We start from the raw sequence: 17646 nt of genomic DNA, 5'->3' as shown, positions 1-17646 counted from the left end.
GCTGTTCTTATGGTGGCCCACGCTAATCATCATATGATTGGGTGTCAATCCGAATTTTGGGTAACCGCTGTGGGAGCGGGCTTGCTCGCGATAGCGGTGTTTCAGCAACACATGAGTCAACTGATCCGACGCCATCGCGAGCAAGCTCGCTCCCACAGGGGCAAATCAGGGTTCCAGGCCTATCGGAAAGAACTCACCCCCACTCCACACGCCCAACCAGCGCTGCCCGTCCACCTCACGACTGACTGCCAATTCCACCAACTGGTAAAACACATTACGGTGGATCAGCGCCTCGAGATTACTGCGCACATGCACGTAGGGCGCGGGTTCCTGGGTCTGAGGATCGATCACCACCCGCATCGGATGCTCGGGGCCCGCTTCGGTGGTTTCCTCGACATTGGTGGTAAAGCGCAGGAGCTGCCCTTCTCCCTCGCCTTCGACATCGAGGGTCACGGCCACAAAGGGCGCATCGTCGACCTTGACGCCGACCTTTTCCACTGGAGTGATCAGGAAGTAATCATCGCCGTCGCGGCGGATGATGGTGGAGAACAACTTGACCATCGGCTTGCGCCCGATGGGCGTGCCCAAGTAGTACCAGGTACCGTCACGGGCGATGCGCATGTCGATGTCGCCGCAGAAGTCGGGGTTCCACAAGTGGACCGGCGGCAGGCCTTTGGTCTTGGGGATCTGCCCCAGCAAGTCATTGGCTTTTTGCGGTCCGCTCATGGTGACTCCTTGAATTATTCGTCGCTCATCCCAAGCAGGCTGCGGGCATACTCACGCAAAGGCGCGGCGATGAGGTCTTGGGGTTGTTTGTCGTGCAACGTCAGTAAACCGCCACGACTCTTGATCCGTGCAGTATCAATCAAATACTGCGTGCTGGTCTCGATCAACATGATCTGAATCACGCTGGTGTCGACGCCCAGTCGATCCACGGCCTCTTCGTCGGCCCACTCGTCGCTGTTGCCGATACGGTTGTCGGCCTTGGCGAACCGGGTGTACAGCAGGTAATGAGCGCCGGCGGCACGGGCCTCGCCCATTGCCTGGTCAAGCCCTTCGGGCACTCGGGCACGACGGACCATGGGGAAATATTCGATGAAACCGTTGAAGGCTTCCTCGGCCACGACATTGGGCCGTGGATAGGCACCGCCCGGCGGAGCGAAAGCGCCCTGGGCAATATAGATGAACGAGTCCGGCTGGATACGCAGGTTGTTTATACGACGGCTGTCGCTGTGGTCCAACAGGCCGGCGTCACTCATGTGATAACGAACGCCCTCCCCCATGTCGCTGACATTCATGCAACCACCGAGTGCCAAAACGGCCAGCAGCAAAACCAGGCTACGCATCCTACCCTCCAGAAACCGGTGTCGGAAAACCGGCGAATGGTCGTGGGATGCAGCTTTTGCGCCAGCTCAGCGACTTGTCGGGTCTTCAGTCTCGGAATATGTCCGTGGCGAGGGAGCTTGCTCCCGCTGGGCTGCAAAGCAGCCCTCTTCGGTCTGAAGCCTTACGACTGCTTCGCAGCCGAGCGGGAGCAAGCTCCCTCGCCACAAAGGCTGTCAGCCGCCGATGATCTTCATGATGGTCGCACCACCGGAAAACGCCACTTCCTGCTTATCCCCCAGCGCCTTGACCAGCAAGCGCTGAAGGGCCGGCAACGCCTGGTGGCGGGGCTTGTCCAGCAAATCACCGACGAAGTGCCGATTGCTTGAAGACAGGCAGCCATGCAACCAGCCTGTGGACGACAAGCGCAGTCGAGAACAGGTGCGGCAGAACGGCACGCTTTCGTTGGCAATCACACCGAAATACCCCTGCCCTGGAATTTCATAGCGCACCGCTGTGGCATCCACCGGCGCGTTGGCCTGCAGGTACTCGTACTGATCGCCGATCAGACTGAGCAACTGCTGGAGGCTGACGAACTGCTGCAAAAACGCATTCGAGTCCCGGGCCAGGTGGCCCATGCGCATCAACTCGATGAAACGCAGCTCATAGCCACGCTCCAGACAGTATTCAAGCAGCGGCATCACCTGGTCCAGGTTCTGCCCGCGCAGCGGCACCATGTTGACCTTGATCTTCATTCCAGCGGCGCGGGCCTGCTCCATGCCGCTGAGCACAGTCGCCAGGTCACCGCCCCGGGCAATGCTGCGAAACGCCAGGGGATCCAGGGTGTCGAGGGAAACGTTGATCCTCCGAATGCCGGCATCGACCAGCAACGGCAGTTTTTTTGCCAGCAACTGCCCATTGGTGGTCAGGCTGATGTCTTCCAGGCCCATCTGCCCCACCGCCGTCATGAACCGCTCGAGCTTGGGGCTGACCAGCGGCTCGCCGCCAGTGATGCGCAACCGCTCGATGCCGGCGGCCTCGATCAAATATTCCACGCCGCGCGCCATCGCCTCGGCTGACAGCTCATCCTGCGCAGCCACCAGCCGCTTGCCATCGGGCACGCAGTAGGTACAGGCATAGTTGCAGGCTGACGTCAGGCTGATCCGCAAATTGCGAAAGCGCCTACCTTGACGGTCAACGATCATGGATCACTCCGGCGGGAAAGAGGGAACGGACTGACGAAACTTGACCTATAAATCAAGTTTTAACAAGACCCAAGCCTGAGTATATTCCTGGGACACTGCGCCATGTAAGCAGACATGGCGCAATCAGACAGCTGAATGTCAGTTGCTCGGCACGTCCGTATCGCGCTTGCGCTTGTTGCCCATGCGCACACCGATGTCCATCAGGAATTGGAAGAAGCCTTCCTGATCTTCCAGCACATTGCTCCAGAACGGCGAGTGATACAGCGCCACGGCGCCGTGCACCAGCGCCCATGCCGCGCAGTAATGGAAGTAAGGCGGTACGTCCTCGAGCTTACCTTCGCTGATACGGCCTTTGATCAGCAGGGTCAGTCGATCGAAATTCGAGGCACGGATCTTGTGCAGCTCCTCGACCATTTCCGGCACCTGGTTGCCCTTGACCACCTTCTCTTCCAGGCGATCGAACAAGCGGTAGCGTTGCGGGTCGCGCATGCGGAATTCGAAGTAGGCACGGGACAGCGCCTCCTTGTCCTTATCCACATCGGCCGAATGCAGGAGCTCATTCAGATCGCGCTCGTAGTCGAGCATCAAGCGCAGGTAGATCTCTGCCTTGGACTTGAAGTGTTTATAGATGGTGCCTTTGCCGATACCCACGGCATCCGCAATCATCTCGACGGTGACGCTGTCTTCGCCCTGATCGAGGAACAACTTGAGCGCGGTGTCGAGAATTTCCTGCTCGCGGCGGCGAAACTCACGGACCTTACGAGGTTCTTTGTGCATAAGAAAAAGGTCTGAAGGGTCAAAATTCGAAGCCGGGTATTATGCCTAACTTACGTAAAAATGCACGGATCATCCGCTCCCGGCAGCAGTTCTTCACAAAACCGATCGCTTTACGGGTTTCGCTTGGGTTGTTGGCAGGCCACGGCGGCAGGCTCTGCGCCGGTGAGAACTTATCCGAAGCGAACGTATTCCAAATCCGTTTAAAAACCACCCGGCCCAGACTGGACGGGTCGGCATACTGATCAATACTTGAACTGTCGGGGCGACATCTCCCCCAAGTGACGCCCTGATAAAGGTACCAACGGACCGCGTGCCTTTGTTTTACTCCTAATGGTCTTAACCCGGATTCACCCCCCAGAACCCGGGTTTTTTTTGCATAAAATTCAGGCTTCTGCCGAGCGGACATGGGCCAGTGGAAATAATTGCTTAAAATTTTCTGTGGTCTGTTCGGCAAATCGCTCATAGGACTCGCCACGTAGCATGGCCAGGAATTCCGCCACCTCCCGTACGTATTGCGGCAGGTTCGGCTTGCCGCGATACGGGATCGGCGCAAGGTATGGCGAGTCGGTCTCCACCAACAAGCGGTCGGCCGGTACTTTGCTGGCGACGTCGCGCAGGGCGTCGGCATTGCGGAACGTGACGATTCCGGACAAGGAAATGTAATAGCCCATGTCCAACGCAGCCTTGGCCATGTCCCAATCCTCGGTGAAGCAATGCAGCACCCCAGCCTGGGGCAGCGCGGCAGAGCGCAACAAGGCCAACGTGTCGGCCCGGGCACCCCGGGTATGGATAATCACGGGTTTACCGGTCTGCCGGGCAGCCTCCAGGTGCAACTGGAAGGAAGCCTGTTGCACCTCGGCGGCCTCCGGCTCGTAGTGGTAATCCAGGCCGGTTTCGCCAATGGCGACGACCCGCGGATGGTCGAGCTCACGCAGCAGCCAATCGAGCGCCGGCGCGGCGTCGGGCTGGACATCCAGCGGGTGGACGCCGACCGAACAATCGACATCCGCGTAGCGTTCGGCCAATGCCTTGACATCGGCGGCGTTGTCGGCGCTGACACCGATGCACAGGAAATGCCCGACACCCCGCTGGCGAGCGGCGTCCAGCGCGGCATCCAGTGAGCCGTCATGGGCAGCGAGGTCGAGACGATCAAGATGGCAATGGGAATCTACAAGCATAAAGAGACGGGCTACATCGTATGAGTGGGACGGTCGGACTTCAAAGCGCCGGCCAGGTGGGTTTCGATCTGATTGCGCGCCGAATTATCGCCGTCGTTGAACTGCACGCCAACACCTGCGGCCCGGTTGCCCTGGGCACCCTTGGGGGTCATCCAGATCACCTTGCCGGCCACCGGGATCTTGTCCGGCTCGTCCATCAGGCTCAACAGCATGAACACCTCATCGCCCAGGCGATAGTTCTTGTTGGTGGGAATGAACAGGCCGCCATTCTTGATGAAGGGCATATAGGCGGCATAGAGCACCGACTTGTCTTTGATGGTCAGGGACAGGATGCCGTTGCGTGGTCCGGGGCTGACGGGTTCGTTCATGCTGATCTCCGCTGCGATTGAGCTGAGTCTAGGCGCAGGCTGTCAGTTTCGGCCAGGTAAACTCGCCCACTGCACCAACAGCGCTTCGAGCAACAACACCCGATTGAGGTTCGCCTTGCTCAGCACCTTCTGACGTTGGGCAAGAATCCAGTCCTGAATGTTCAAGATTTTATCCTGGCTGCTTTTCTGCGCCAGGTACTGGATGACCTTACGCATGTCCGTCAGCCCCAGGCCCGCCTCGTCCTCGGTCAGTTGGTAACGCAGGATCAGGCTCGACCAATCGCAGAACCAGTCGAACAGCAAGAGCAACGGGATGGCGTTCCAGCCCTCGGCCAATTGCGTGGGGGATTGTTGCTGCTTGAGCAGTTTCTTGACCCCATCCACCACCAACGCACGCTGCTCACGCACGCCCTGGGCCTGGAGACTGACCGCCGCCAGGGGCGAACCGGCGGCCAGCGTCAGCAACTCGACACGCTCTACATCGCTGCTGTCGGGCAAGGCCTGGGCCAGCCATTGCAGGCTCATCGCTTCGCTCGGCAGCGGGCAGGCCTGCTGCACGCAGCGGCTCTTGATGGTCGGCAGCAAGCGGCTCGGCTGGTGGCTGACGAGCAACAGCACGGTGTCTCCGGAAGGCTCTTCGAGACTCTTGAGCAAGGCGTTCGCGGCGTTGATGTTCATTGACTCGACCGGCTCGATCAATACCACCTTGCGCCCGCCCATCTGCGCGGTCTGGACCACGAAGCTGACCAGGTCCCGGACCTGGTCGACCTTGATCGCCTTGTCCGCCTCCTCCGGCTCCAGCACGTAATTGTCGGGATGGCTGCCGGCCTTGAGCAGCAGGCAGGATTTGCATTCACCGCAGGCGTTCGACGCATTCGGGCTGTGGCACAGCAGGCTGGCCATCAAGCGCTCGGCGAGGGCGCGCTTGCCGATTCCCGCCGGGCCATGCAACAGATATGCATGGGCATGCTGGGCGCGCCCGGCAAGTTGCTGCCAGAGGCTGTCCTGCCAGGGATAGGCTTCAGCCACGGGCACGCTCCAGCAAACGCGGCAGCAATTCGTCCAGTGACTGCTGGACCTCGCTCAGTGATTGCGCGGCATCGATCACCAGGTAGCGCACCGGATCGGCCTTGGCCCGGCTCAGGAAGGCATTGCGCACGGCATTGAAGAATGCCTGGCCCTCAAGCTCGAAACGATCCAACCGACCACGGGCGCTGGCGCGGGCCAGGCCGATTTCTACGGGCAGGTCGAATATCAGCGTAAGGTCCGGCCGCAAGTCACCCTGCACGAACGCCTCCAGTGCAGCGATACGCTCCAAGGACAAGCCCCGACCGCCACCCTGATAGGCAAAAGTGGAATCGGTAAAGCGATCGCAAAGCACGACCGCGCCACGGGCCAACGCCGGGCGAATCACCTCGGCAAGATGCTGGGCCCTGGCAGCGAATACCAGCAACAGCTCGGTGTCAGGGGTCATGATCTCTTCGGCAGGTGCCAGTAGCACTTCGCGGATCCGCTCGGCCAGCGGTGTACCGCCCGGCTCGCGCGTCAATACCACCTCGATGCCGGCGGCTTGCAGGCGCTCGGCCAGGTATTCGCGGTTGGTGCTCTTGCCGGCGCCTTCAGGGCCTTCCAGCGTTATAAACAAGCCAGTCACGGGCGGTCCTTAATCAGGGTCATTGCGGGCTCGGCGGCTCGCTGGCATTCGGTTCGGGAGCAGGTTGTTGCGCCGGCACCTGGGGCACGGCCTCCGGTGCCGTGTCAGGCGATGCGGCAGGAATTGGGGCCTGTTCGTCCGGCGTCGCCGGGGCCGGGCTGGAGCGGTAGTCGGCACGGCGCTTGAGCTGGAACTCGCGCACCGCATTATTGTGCGTCTCCAGGTCATCGGAAAACACGTGGCTCCCATCGCCACGCGCGACAAAGTACAGGCTGTTGCCCGAGGCCGGGTTCAAGGCGGCATGAATCGCTTCGCGCCCCACCATGGCAATCGGCGTTGGCGGCAAACCCGGGTTCAGGTAGGTGTTATAAGGATTGTCTTCTTTCAAATGGGCACGGGTGAGTTTGCCGGTGTAGCGCTCGCCCAGGCCATAGATCACCGTGGGGTCGGTCTGCAGCAGCATGCCCAGGCGCATCCGCCGTACGAATACCCCGGCGATCTGGGCGCGCTCCTGGGGCACGCCGGTTTCCTTCTCTACCAACGACGCCATGATCAACGCTTGATAGGGCTGGGTGTAAGGCGCATCGTCGGCTCGCTGTGCCCACTCCTTGGCAAGCACATCCTCGAGACGGTCATAGGCTTTTTTCAGCAGGTCGACATCCGAGGTACCGCGCACGAAGCGATAGGTGTCCGGAAAAAACCGACCTTCGGGAAATATCCCGGAATGTCCCAGGCGCTCCATCACCTGACTGTCGCTCAAGCCGGCCAGGGTCTGCTGGAGCTTTTCGTCCCTGGCCAGCGCCGCACGTACCTGGCGAAAGTTCCAGCCTTCCACCAGCGTGACGCTGTATTGCACCACTTCCCCGCGCTTCCAGACTTCGATCAGGCCGTCCATGGTCATGCCCGGCACCATCCGGTATTCACCGGAGTGCAACGGCTGGTCGGCGAGATTGAAGCGCCAATAGATCCGTAGCCAGAAAGCGTCCTTGATCAGACCATCGGCTTCGAGGCGCTTGAGGGTCCCGGTCGGGGTGGTCCCGTTGGGCACATCCAGCAATTCTTCCTGGGTGATGTTCAGCGGCTGTTGCAGCGCCGAATGAATCTTCCAGGCCGAAGCACCCAACAGCAGCCCTGCCAGAACCAGTCCGGTTTCCAGCAGTAGCAAGAATTTACGTCTCACGAATCAAACATCCAATAACGCGCGGGCAAGGGTCTGCAGTTTACGGGTGAGCGGCCCAGCCGACCAGCGTGCCGAACCACAGCTCAGCACTGGCCAGACGCCATAAACGCTGTTGCAGACAAAGACTTCATCGGCCTGGTGCAGCTGTTCAAGGGACACATCGGTGATCCAGGTGGCAATGCCACAAGACTCGGCTTGAAACAATAATTCCGCACGCATGACCCCGGCCACACCGCAACGGCCCAGGTCCGCCGTGATCAAGACACCCTCGCGCACCAGGAACAGGTTGCTGAAGACCCCTTCGACCACCCGCCCGGACGTATCCAGCATCAAGCCTTCGGCATACTGCGCGTCGTTCCACTCGGCCCGAGCCAGCACTTGTTCCAGGCGGTTGAGATGCTTGAGACCGGCGAGCAAGGGCTGCTCGGACAAGCGCACGGAGCATGGGAAGAGGTTCACGCCGCGTTCGGCATGGGTCGCCGGATAGGCCGCCGGAGGGCTGCCCTGCAAGATGCGCCGGGCCTCGCTCGAAGGATCAGCGGCATAACCGCGCAGGCTGTCGCCACGGGTGACGATCAGCTTGAGCACTCCGTCGCCCAGGGACCGGGCGTAGCTATCCAGCTCCGCGTTCAACGTGCCCCAGTCAACCCGCAACGCCAGCCGCCGACAGCCCGTCTCCAGGCGTTGCAGATGACGCTCCAGCAACACCGCCGTGCCATTGCGCACGGCGATGGTTTCAAACAATCCGTCGCCATAAGCCAGGCCACGGTCTTTCAGCGACAGGACGTCGGCCGGCTGACCGTCGACCCAGCTTTCCATCAGCCGGCGAACCGGCGGAACACCAGCGAGCCGTTGGTCCCGCCGAAGCCGAAGGAGTTGGACAGCACCACATCGATGTCCATGCCGCGGGCGGTGTGGGGCACGAAGTCCAGGTCACAGCCTTCGTCCGGTTCGTCCAGGTTGATGGTCGGCGGTGCGACCTGGCTGTTGATCGCCAGTACGCTGAAGATCGCCTCAACTGCCCCTGCCGCACCCAGCAGGTGGCCGGTCATGGACTTGGTCGAGCTGACCGCAAGCTTATAGGCATGCTCGCCGAAGACAGTCTTGATCGCCTGGGCTTCGGCCAGGTCGCCGGCCGGAGTCGAGGTACCGTGGGCATTGATGTACTGCACCTGCTCGCCGTTGATTTTCGCGTCGCGCAGGGCATTGGCAATGCAACGGGCAGCACCGGCGCCATCGGCCGGTGGCGAAGTCATGTGGTATGCATCGCCGCTGGTACCGAAGCCGATCAGTTCGGCATAGATGGTCGCACCGCGAGCCTTGGCATGCTCCAGTTCTTCGAGCACCAACGCACCGGCGCCGTCGGACAGCACGAAGCCATCGCGTCCTTTGTCCCAAGGGCGGCTTGCGCGGGTCGGCTCGTCATTGCGGGTCGACAGCGCACGGGAGGCACCGAAACCGCCCATGCCCAGGCCACAGGCCGCCATCTCGGCGCCGCCGGCGATCATCACGTCGGCCTCGTCGTACATGATGTTGCGAGCGGCCATGCCGATGCAGTGCGTCCCGGTGGTGCAGGCAGTGGCGATGGCGTAATTAGGTCCCTGTGCCCCCAGATGGATGGACAGGAAACCGGAAATCATATTGATGATCGAGCCCGGCACGAAGAACGGTGAAATCCGCCGCGGCCCCGAATCATGCAGCGTGCGGCTGGTATCCTCGATATTGGTCAAGCCGCCGATACCCGAACCCATGGCCACGCCGATGCGTTCACGGTTGGCATCGGTGACTTCAAGACCGGCGTTACGCACCGCCTGGAAACCGGCTGCCAGGCCGTATTGAATGAACAGATCAAGCTTGCGGGCTTCCTTGACCGACAGGTATTCCTCGACATTGAAGTCCTTTACCGAGCCGCCAAAACGGGTGGAATAGGCAGAAAGGTCGGTGTGTTCGATCAGACCAATGCCACTGCGGCCAGCCAGAATGCCCTGCCAGCTGCTCGGCACATCCGTGCCCAGTGGCGACAACATACCCATACCGGTGACTACGACGCGTCTACGCGACACAGCACTCTCCTTTTTCTAATGACGACTTTGCATCAGGCCTAAAGAAAAAACCGCACGCCAGAAAGGCAGTGCGGTTTTTCCATGACAGCTAGCGACGACTAAAAACGATTACGCCTGGTGGCTGGTAACGTAGTCGATAGCAGCTTGTACAGTAGTGATCTTCTCAGCTTCTTCGTCAGGAATCTCGGTCTCGAATTCCTCTTCCAGAGCCATCACCAGCTCAACGGTGTCAAGGGAGTCGGCACCCAGGTCTTCAACGAAGGAAGCGGTGCTCACAACGTCTTCTTCTTTAACGCCCAGTTGCTCGGCAACGATTTTCTTGACGCGCTCTTCGATGGTGCTCATACCTTGTTTTCACTCCTAATGGACAAATTCAGGCAGCTGGCCGGTGGGTAAGTGTATAGAAGAACTTTTCGGTTTTTCAACCGAAAGCTTCACTCCTCAAACCCTGGGGCCCGCCGCCTATAAATTGGTTGCAGCTTTATAACGGATTTTAGACAGCTCGTATGACATTTTTTTGAAGCAATCCGTCACATTTAACTCATGTACATCCCGCCGTTCACCGGGATTGTAGCCCCGGTCACGTATGCCGCACCGTCCGACGCAAGAAAAGCGACCACGGACGCGATTTCTTGAGCTTGCCCCAGACGACCCAGCGGAATCTGCGTCTGCAGGGCATCACGCTGTGCTTCCGGCAGTTCACGGGTCATGTCGGTGTCGATGAAACCCGGGGTAACCGAGTTTACCGTAATCGAGCGCGAGCCCACTTCACGTGCCAGCGCACGGCTGAAACCTTCCAGACCGGCCTTCGCCGCAGCATAGTTTACTTGGCCGGCGTTGCCCATGGCACCCACAACCGAGCCGATACTGATAATCCGCCCCCAACGAGCCTTGGTCATGCCACGCAGAACGCCCTTGGACAGCCGGTACAGGCTGTTCAGGTTGGTATCGACTACGTCGAACCACTCGTCATCTTTCATGCGCATCATCAGGTTATCGCGGGTGATACCGGCGTTATTGACCAGGATCGCCGGCGCGCCGAATTGCTCTTGGATGCTCGCCAGTACCGCCGCAACCGATTCGTCGCTGGTGACGTTCAGTTCAAGGCCGGTGCCCTGGATACCGTTTTCCTTGAGCGTCGCGGCGATGCGCTCGGCGCCCGCGGCGGAGGTCGCGGTGCCCACGACAATGGCGCCTTGGCGACCCAATTCCAGGGCAATGGCCTGGCCGATGCCACGGCTTGCACCGGTCACCAGTGCAACTTTACCTTGCAGACTCATGCAAGTTTCTCCTGTTCAGGCCTGCGCTGCACGGGCAGCAGCGAAAGCGTCTGGGGTGTTGAGGTTGGAAGTCGACACGCCTTCGGCGCAGCGTTTGTTCAGACCGGCCAGCACTTTGCCAGGACCGCATTCAACCAGTTCAGTGGCGCCCTTGGCGGCCAGGGTCTGTACCGACTCGACCCAGCGAACCGGCTTGTAGAGCTGTTCCAGCAGGTCACGCTTGAGCGCCTCCAGGTCCGCCGCCACATTGGCGCTGACGTTCTGTACCACGGGAATCTGCGGGGCCTGCCAGTCAATGGCGGCGATGGATTGGGCAAAGCGCTCGGCGGCCGGTCGCATCAGTTCACAGTGCGACGGCACGCTGACCGGCAGCGGCATGGCGCGCTTGGCACCACGAGCCTTGCAGCCTTCGATGGCGCGCTCGACAGCGGCCTTGGCACCGGCGATCACCACCTGGCCCGGCGAGTTGAAATTCACCGCGCTGACCACCTCGCCTTGCGCCGCTTCGGCGCAGGCTGCCAGCACGTCGGCATCCTCCAGGCCGAGAATCGCGGCCATGGCGCCCTGCCCGGCCGGAACGGCCTGCTGCATCAACTGCCCACGACGCTCCACCAGCTTCACCGCGTCGCCCAGGCTCAGGCTGCCAGCGGCGACGAGCGCGCTGTATTCGCCCAGGCTATGGCCAGCGACGAACGCCGGGCGCGCACCACCTTCGGCCAGCCACAGGCGCCACAGCGCGATCGAGGCGGTCAGGATGGCCGGTTGGGTTTTATCGGTCTGGTTGAGCTGCTCTTCGGGCCCCTGCTGGGTCAGTGCCCACAAGTCATAACCGAGAGCATCGGAAGCTTCTTTGAATGTTTCGAGGATCAGCGGATATTGCGCGCCCAGTTCGGCCAGCATGCCGAGGGACTGCGAGCCCTGTCCTGGAAAGACGAATGCGAGGGAAGCGGACATGAAAACAAAGCCCCTAATGATCTTGTTGTCAAAAATTGACGCCCCTGGGGACGCTAGGCTTTGTACGAAAAGTGCCTGCGCGCCGATCAGGCCGCGTTGAAAACCGGCTCGGATGCTCATTTACCACCCGTAAACTGCGCCTCCTCGCCTGTTTTCGCCCTGCCTGATCGCCGCTCGGCGGCCCTTCGTACGAGCCCTGGGAAACTGACAGTTGGATGGCGGCTTGAACCGACCGGTCACATTTAAGCACTGTCACAGTAAAACGCCTAAGTTAACAAATCTTCGAGGCGCCCATGCAGACGCTTGGGCAGGTTCTCCTGGATTTCGATCAGCGCCCGGTTGATCGCGCTCTGGAAACCCTCGGCACCCGCCGAACCATGACTCTTGATCACGATACCTTGCAGTCCGAGGAAACTCGCCCCGTTGTGCCGTGCCGGTGCCAGGTCAGCCTGCAATCGACGCATCAGCGGCAATGCCAGCGCACCCACCATTTTCGATGCCAGGCTCTGCCTGAACAGGCTCTCGATGCGCTGACCGATCATGGTCGCCAGGCCTTCGCTGGACTTGAGCAGGATATTGCCGACAAAACCGTCGCACACCACCACATCCGCTTCGCCGCGGTACAGGCCATCCCCCTCGACGAAGCCGATGTAGTTGATGCCGGGGGCTTTGTGCAACAGCGTGGCCGCGAGCTTGACCTGCTGGTTGCCCTTGATGTCCTCTGTGCCGATGTTCAGCAGTGCCACCCGCGGACGTACGATACCCAGGGTTTCAGCCGCTACCGAGCCCATCACCGCAAATTGCAGCAAGTGTTCGGCGCTGCAATCGACGTTGGCGCCCAGATCGAGCAATTGACAAAAGCCACGCTGGGTTGGGATCGCCGCCACCATCGCCGGCCGGTCGATGCCCGGCAGGGTCTTGAGCACGTAGCGCGACAGAGCCATCAGTGCACCGGTATTGCCGGCGCTGACACAGGCCTGGACCTTGCCGTCGCGCAACAGCTCGAGTGCCACCCGCATCGAGGCGTCGGGTTTGTTGCGCAAGGCCTGGGCCGGTTTTTCATCCATGGTGATGACTTCGGTTGCCGGTGTAACGGTCAGGCGCGCGCGATCCACAGCCGATTGGCCGCTGAGCATGTCTTCCAGGAGGGAGGGTTGACCGACGAGGGTCAGGTGCAGCGAGGGCGTAGCATTCAGACAAGCGAGGCTGGCCTGAACAATGTTGCGGGGACCGAAGTCCCCGCCCATTGCGTCAATCGCGATGACTTGAGCGGACAAGGATTACTCGTCAGCGCCCTTGTCGATCACTTTACGACCACGGTATACGCCTTCTGGCGATACGTGGTGACGCAGGTGAACTTCACCGGTGGTTTTTTCTACAGACAGGGTGCTAGCCTCGAGAGCGTCGTGGGAACGGCGCATGTCACGGGCAGAGCGGGATTTTTTGTTCTGCTGAACAGCCATAATTGATTAACTCCTAAACGTTTGGGTCACGCTTTAACTGCGCCAATACACTGAACGGGTTGGACCGCGTTACCTCGTCCTCGCTCGGTTCGGGCTCATCTGCTCCCGCCGGCTGCTGGCATTCTTCCGGATGATGAGCAGGCACAATGGGCAAGGCGAGCAGAAGCTCCTCCTCGATCAGTGACTGCAGATCCAATGGATCTTCGCCCAGTTCCAGCACGTCATAACCTTTCGGCAACGACTGGGTATTCGCACCCTCCTTCACCACGGCGTAACTGCATTCGCTGTGGATCGGCAGGGTGACCAGCTCAAGACAACGCTGGCAAACCATTTTGACTTCAGTGTCGATAAAGCTGTGGATCACCACAGATTTACGTTCATCTCGTTCAAAAACGAATTTGGCCTGGACCGTTCCGACATCGTCGGAAAGTGGGTCGCAGAGTCTCTTCAAATCGGCCAGCAACAACTCACCTTGGAGGGTGGTGCCACGGTCAGCCAATTTGCGCGGGTCAACGTGAGGTGGAATCGGGTCATTCAACATAGGCGCAGCATTATAGGGATGCCCCCGGCCATGTCAAAGGAAATTCAGCCCTGTGCGTCACTCGCACGCCTCGCTAGAATCGGCCATTGCCCTAGGAGATGCCCATGCTGCCTTTATTACTTGCCTCCAGCTCAGTCTACCGACGGGAATTGCTGGCCCGACTCGGACTGCCATTCGTCTGCAGCTCGCCAGACATCGACGAAAGTCATCGCCCCGGCGAGCCCGCCGTCGAACTGGTAAAGCGCCTGGCCCGGGAAAAGGCCCAGGCATTGGCGGCCAGCCACCCGGCGCACCTGATCATCGGCTCGGACCAGGTTGCCGTGCTCGGCGAGCGCATCCTGGGCAAGCCGCACACCTTCGAAAACGCACGTGAACAATTGCTGGCCGCCAGCGGCACCCGGGTCACTTTCCTGACGGGGCTGGCACTGCTCAACAGCCAGACCGGCGCTTGCCAGGTCGATTGCGTTCCGTTCACCGTCACTATGCGCACCCTTGAGCCTGCGCGCGTCGAACGCTACCTGCACGCCGAGCAACCCTACGACTGCGCTGGCAGTTTCAAGGCCGAAGGGCTGGGCGTCAGCCTGTTCCAGAGCACCGAAGGCCCGGACGCCACCAGCCTGGTCGGCCTGCCGCTGATTCGCCTTGTGGATATGTTACTGGCCGAGGGCATGCAGATCCCCTGATTCATCAGCCCCAAGAGACACTGAACCTGTGGCGAGGGGATTTATCCCCGTCGAGCTGCGAAGCAGCCTAAAACAATCCACCAAGAAGACCTCAGTGCCTGTTTACTTGGGGTGCTCCGCACCCCAGCGGGGATAAATCCCCTCGCCACATGACAGCGCACGCCAATCAGCGCAGCGTCGGCCCCTGGAAGCCCATCCACATCGCCAGATGCTCGGCGATACTCGCCCCAAGCTTTTTCGAGAAGCGGTCAAATGGCGACTCTTCGATGGTGAAGTCCACCAGTTCTTTCTGACCAATCACATCCCGCGCCACCGAGCTGGCACTGCCGAGACCGTCGATCAGGCCCAACGGCAAGGCTTGCTCCCCCGACCAGACCAGCCCGGAAAACAGCTCAGGATGCTCCTTGTCCTTCAGGCGCTCGCCCCGTCCTTTCTTGACGCTGGCGATGAACTGCTTGTGAGTGGTGTCGAGCACGCCCTGCCAGAAAGCGGTTTCCTCAGGCTTCTGCGGCTGGAACGGATCCAGGAAAGACTTGTGTTCGCCAGAGGTGTAAACCCGACGCTCAACCCCAAGCTTGTCCATTGTTCCGACAAACCCGTAGCCAGCGGCCGTAACCCCAATGGAGCCCACCAGACTGGCCTTGTCGGCATAGATCTGGTCGGCGGCGCTGGCAATGTAATAGGCGCCGGACGCCCCGAGATCGGAAATCACGGCGTAGACCTTGATATCAGGGTGCAAACCGCGCAGCCGGACGATCTCGTCATACACATACCCTGACTGCACCGGACTGCCGCCCGGACTGTTGATGCGCAGCACCACGCCCTTGACCTTGGAGTCCTCGAAAGCCGCCCGCAGGCTGCCGACGATATTGTCCGCGCTGGCGGGCTCCTTGTCGGCGATCATGCCTTCGATATTGATCAGCGCGGTGTAGGCCGATCCGCTGACGGCGCTCTTTTCCACCGACATCAGCGGCGTGAACAACGCCAGCGCAAGGAACAGGTAAACAAACGTCAGGAGCTTGAAGAAGATGCCCCAGCGACGGGAGCGACGTTGCTCCTGCACACTGGCCAGCAAGGTCTTTTCCAACAGCTTCCAGCTTTTGTCGTCACCGCTTTCTACGCTTGCCTTGGCAGGTGCCTTCCATTCATCGGTCATGCGTGCATCCCCAGCAAAACTTAATAGGCCCGCCCGCTCAGCCAGGCGTGCAACTCAGGAAAATGATCAATCGACAGTCGCGGCTCGAAGGCCTGCAGCGCCTGAATAGTCTGGGCTCCATAGCTGACAGCCACCGAGCCCATGCCGGCATTGCGCGCCATCTGGAGATCAAACGACGAATCTCCCACCATCAACGCCTGCTCCGGCCGCACGTTGCAGTGCGCCAGGATCTGCTCAAGCATCAGAGGGTGCGGCTTGCTGGCAGTTTCATCGGCAGCGCGAGTGATATCGAAATAATCATCCCAGCCATGGGATTTCAACACCCGGTCCAGCCCGCGCCGCGCCTTGCCGGTCGCGACCGCCAAGTGATAACCCTCGGCACGCAGGGCGTGCAAGGTATCCGCCACGCCGTCGAACAATGGCGAAGGTTCGGCCTCCAGCGCGATGTAATGGTCGGCGTAATGCTGGCGGAAAACCACCAGCGCTTCGTCATCGATCTCGGGATAGAGACTGCGAATCGCCTCTGGCAATCCAAGACCGATAATGCCCTTCACCGCCAGGTCGTCGCACCGGGCGAACCCCGAGCGGTCCGACGCGGCATGCATCGATTCCACGATGCGGCCGATGGAATTGGCCAGCGTGCCGTCCCAGTCGAAGATCAGCAGCTTGTAATCAGGGTGCACTCAAGCGCTCCACGGTCTTGGCCCACATTTCATCCACCGGGGCCTGCAACTTCAGCTCGCCGCCATCAGGCAACGGCACAGTGAGCATGTAGGCATGGAGGAACAGGCGTTTGCCGCCCAGGTCGCGGATTTCCCTGGTGAAATCATCGTCGCCGTATTTGCTGTCACCAGCAATGCAATGTCCAGCGTGCAGGGTGTGGACGCGAATCTGATGGGTACGACCCGTCACTGGCTTGGCCTCGACCAGGGTGGCGAACTCGCCGAAGCGGCGCAGCACCTTGAACACGGTTAGCGCCTCCTTGCCCTCGTCATTGACTTCGACCATGCGCTCACCCGAACGCAAGTTGCTCTTGAGCAGCGGGGCACGGACCTGCTTGATGGAGGTTGCCCAATGACCGCGGACGAGCGCCATGTAGCGCTTGTCCACGCCGTCGCCGCGCAATTGCTCATGCAGATGGCGCAGCATGCTGCGCTTCTTGGCGATCATCAGCAGGCCGGACGTGTCGCGGTCCAGGCGATGGACCAGCTCCAGCTCCTTGGCGTCCGGACGCAACTGACGAAAGGCTTCGATCACGCCGAAATTCAGCCCACTACCGCCGTGAACCGCAATGCCCGCGGGCTTGTTGATCACGATCAAGGCCTTGTCTTCGTAGACGATCGCAGCCTCGAGGCGTTGCAGCAGGCCTTGAGCCACCGGCACCGGCTCATCGCGCTCAGGCACGCGAACCGGCGGCACACGCACGACATCGCCCGCCTGGAGCTTGTATTCAGGCTTGATCCGCCCCTTGTTCACCCGCACTTCACCTTTACGCAAGATGCGGTAGATCAGGGTCTTGGGCACGCCTTTGAGTCGGGCCAGCAGGAAATTATCGATTCGTTGGCCGGCATATTCCGGCGAGACCTCGAGCAGTTGAACGCCAGGGGTCGAAGGGGCAGTAGTTGTCATGGCGGCGATCATAACAATTTTTTATGGAATTGAAGCACTTAATCATTGCTGCTATAGTCGCGAACGCCGCCAAAAGTGGCTGGACAGCGGACCAACGGTCAAAAACCGGCCCTGACCAACGCAATTCACGAGGACGAGAGGCCGTCCTACGGGGCTTTCGCTACGAACGGTAGAGTTTGCAGGTGTTACGAG

The 17646-nt window shown here is 60.5% G+C and carries 21 protein-coding genes; 1 reads left to right on the top strand and 20 read right to left on the bottom strand.

Annotation, left to right across the window (positions count from 1 at the left end):
- Positions 1 to 165 precede the first annotated feature (165 nt).
- The 17 genes from ACLEJR_RS13395 to ACLEJR_RS13315 form a co-directional block, all read right to left on the bottom strand.
- Entirely contained in the window at positions 166 to 726 is a 561-nt protein-coding gene (locus tag ACLEJR_RS13395; RefSeq protein WP_440814484.1) for a DUF1285 domain-containing protein, read from the bottom strand.
- A 14-nt stretch (positions 727 to 740) separates the two neighbouring features.
- Complete coding sequence (locus tag ACLEJR_RS13390; RefSeq protein ID WP_440794169.1) at positions 741 to 1346, bottom strand: DUF4823 domain-containing protein; 606 nt, start codon at positions 1344 to 1346, stop codon at positions 741 to 743.
- Between the two features lie 213 nt (positions 1347 to 1559).
- Complete coding sequence (locus ACLEJR_RS13385; protein ID WP_440794171.1) at positions 1560 to 2528, bottom strand: GTP 3',8-cyclase MoaA; 969 nt, start codon at positions 2526 to 2528, stop codon at positions 1560 to 1562.
- Between the two features lie 138 nt (positions 2529 to 2666).
- Positions 2667 to 3305, bottom strand: a complete 639-nt coding sequence (locus ACLEJR_RS13380; protein WP_440794173.1) for a TetR/AcrR family transcriptional regulator — start codon at positions 3303 to 3305, stop codon at positions 2667 to 2669.
- Positions 3306 to 3688: 383 nt separating this feature from the next.
- Positions 3689 to 4483: a TatD family hydrolase gene (locus tag ACLEJR_RS13375; protein ID WP_440794174.1), complete on the bottom strand. Its 795-nt coding sequence runs from the start codon at positions 4481 to 4483 to the stop codon at positions 3689 to 3691.
- 11 nt (positions 4484 to 4494) lie between these two features.
- Positions 4495 to 4851, bottom strand: a complete 357-nt coding sequence (locus ACLEJR_RS13370) for a PilZ domain-containing protein (RefSeq protein WP_440794176.1) — start codon at positions 4849 to 4851, stop codon at positions 4495 to 4497.
- 42 nt (positions 4852 to 4893) lie between these two features.
- The gene (locus ACLEJR_RS13365; protein ID WP_440814483.1) at positions 4894 to 5880 is read right to left on the bottom strand and encodes a DNA polymerase III subunit delta'; all 987 of its coding nucleotides are present in this window, start codon (positions 5878 to 5880) and stop codon (positions 4894 to 4896) included.
- Positions 5873 to 6505: a dTMP kinase gene (tmk, locus tag ACLEJR_RS13360; RefSeq protein WP_440814481.1), complete on the bottom strand. Its 633-nt coding sequence runs from the start codon at positions 6503 to 6505 to the stop codon at positions 5873 to 5875. The genes ACLEJR_RS13365 and tmk overlap by 8 nt, the downstream gene beginning before the upstream one ends.
- Before the next feature lie 19 nt (positions 6506 to 6524).
- Positions 6525 to 7685 (bottom strand): endolytic transglycosylase MltG, encoded by a 1161-nt coding sequence (gene mltG, locus ACLEJR_RS13355; protein ID WP_440814480.1) that lies wholly within the window; start codon positions 7683 to 7685, stop codon positions 6525 to 6527.
- Positions 7686 to 7688: 3 nt separating this feature from the next.
- Positions 7689 to 8504, bottom strand: a complete 816-nt coding sequence (gene pabC / locus ACLEJR_RS13350; protein WP_440814478.1) for an aminodeoxychorismate lyase — start codon at positions 8502 to 8504, stop codon at positions 7689 to 7691.
- Positions 8504 to 9748, bottom strand: a complete 1245-nt coding sequence (gene fabF, locus ACLEJR_RS13345; RefSeq protein ID WP_440794186.1) for a beta-ketoacyl-ACP synthase II — start codon at positions 9746 to 9748, stop codon at positions 8504 to 8506. Before fabF ends, pabC begins: the two co-directional genes overlap by 1 nt.
- A gap of 108 nt (positions 9749 to 9856) precedes the next feature.
- Positions 9857 to 10093 (bottom strand): acyl carrier protein, encoded by a 237-nt coding sequence (gene acpP / locus ACLEJR_RS13340; RefSeq protein ID WP_440794187.1) that lies wholly within the window; start codon positions 10091 to 10093, stop codon positions 9857 to 9859.
- Positions 10094 to 10284: 191 nt separating this feature from the next.
- Entirely contained in the window at positions 10285 to 11028 is a 744-nt protein-coding gene (gene fabG / locus ACLEJR_RS13335; protein WP_440794189.1) for a 3-oxoacyl-ACP reductase FabG, read from the bottom strand.
- 15 nt (positions 11029 to 11043) lie between these two features.
- Complete coding sequence (fabD, locus tag ACLEJR_RS13330) at positions 11044 to 11982, bottom strand: ACP S-malonyltransferase (RefSeq protein ID WP_440814476.1); 939 nt, start codon at positions 11980 to 11982, stop codon at positions 11044 to 11046.
- Positions 11983 to 12248: 266 nt separating this feature from the next.
- Positions 12249 to 13259, bottom strand: coding sequence for a phosphate acyltransferase PlsX (plsX, locus tag ACLEJR_RS13325; protein WP_440814475.1), 1011 nt, complete (start codon positions 13257 to 13259; stop codon positions 12249 to 12251).
- Between the two features lie 3 nt (positions 13260 to 13262).
- Positions 13263 to 13445: a 50S ribosomal protein L32 gene (rpmF, locus tag ACLEJR_RS13320; RefSeq protein WP_003179396.1), complete on the bottom strand. Its 183-nt coding sequence runs from the start codon at positions 13443 to 13445 to the stop codon at positions 13263 to 13265.
- 13 nt (positions 13446 to 13458) lie between these two features.
- The gene (locus ACLEJR_RS13315; RefSeq protein ID WP_003204262.1) at positions 13459 to 13986 is read right to left on the bottom strand and encodes a YceD family protein; all 528 of its coding nucleotides are present in this window, start codon (positions 13984 to 13986) and stop codon (positions 13459 to 13461) included.
- Positions 13987 to 14090: 104 nt separating this feature from the next.
- Between ACLEJR_RS13315 and ACLEJR_RS13310 the strand changes: the two genes are divergently transcribed.
- Entirely contained in the window at positions 14091 to 14669 is a 579-nt protein-coding gene (locus ACLEJR_RS13310) for a Maf family protein (RefSeq protein ID WP_440794195.1), read from the top strand.
- Between the two features lie 166 nt (positions 14670 to 14835).
- On the opposite strand, the gene ACLEJR_RS13305 is transcribed toward ACLEJR_RS13310, so the two are convergent.
- From ACLEJR_RS13305 to rluC, 3 genes are read right to left on the bottom strand one after another with little or no spacing between them, the layout of a single operon-like run.
- On the bottom strand, positions 14836 to 15825 hold the full coding sequence (locus tag ACLEJR_RS13305; RefSeq protein ID WP_440794197.1) for a S49 family peptidase: 990 nt from the start codon (positions 15823 to 15825) through the stop codon (positions 14836 to 14838).
- 20 nt (positions 15826 to 15845) lie between these two features.
- Complete coding sequence (locus ACLEJR_RS13300; RefSeq protein WP_440814474.1) at positions 15846 to 16508, bottom strand: HAD-IIIA family hydrolase; 663 nt, start codon at positions 16506 to 16508, stop codon at positions 15846 to 15848.
- Positions 16498 to 17454, bottom strand: coding sequence for a 23S rRNA pseudouridine(955/2504/2580) synthase RluC (gene rluC / locus ACLEJR_RS13295; protein ID WP_440794201.1), 957 nt, complete (start codon positions 17452 to 17454; stop codon positions 16498 to 16500). Before rluC ends, ACLEJR_RS13300 begins: the two co-directional genes overlap by 11 nt.
- Positions 17455 to 17646 lie beyond the last annotated feature (192 nt).

Origin of the sequence: Pseudomonas sp. SMN5 (genome assembly GCF_052041925.1) — a bacterium.
Taxonomy (GTDB): domain Bacteria; phylum Pseudomonadota; class Gammaproteobacteria; order Pseudomonadales; family Pseudomonadaceae; genus Aquipseudomonas.
The sequence above is the reverse complement of the archived record's forward strand: the minus strand, read 5'-3'. Positions and strand labels throughout refer to the sequence as shown.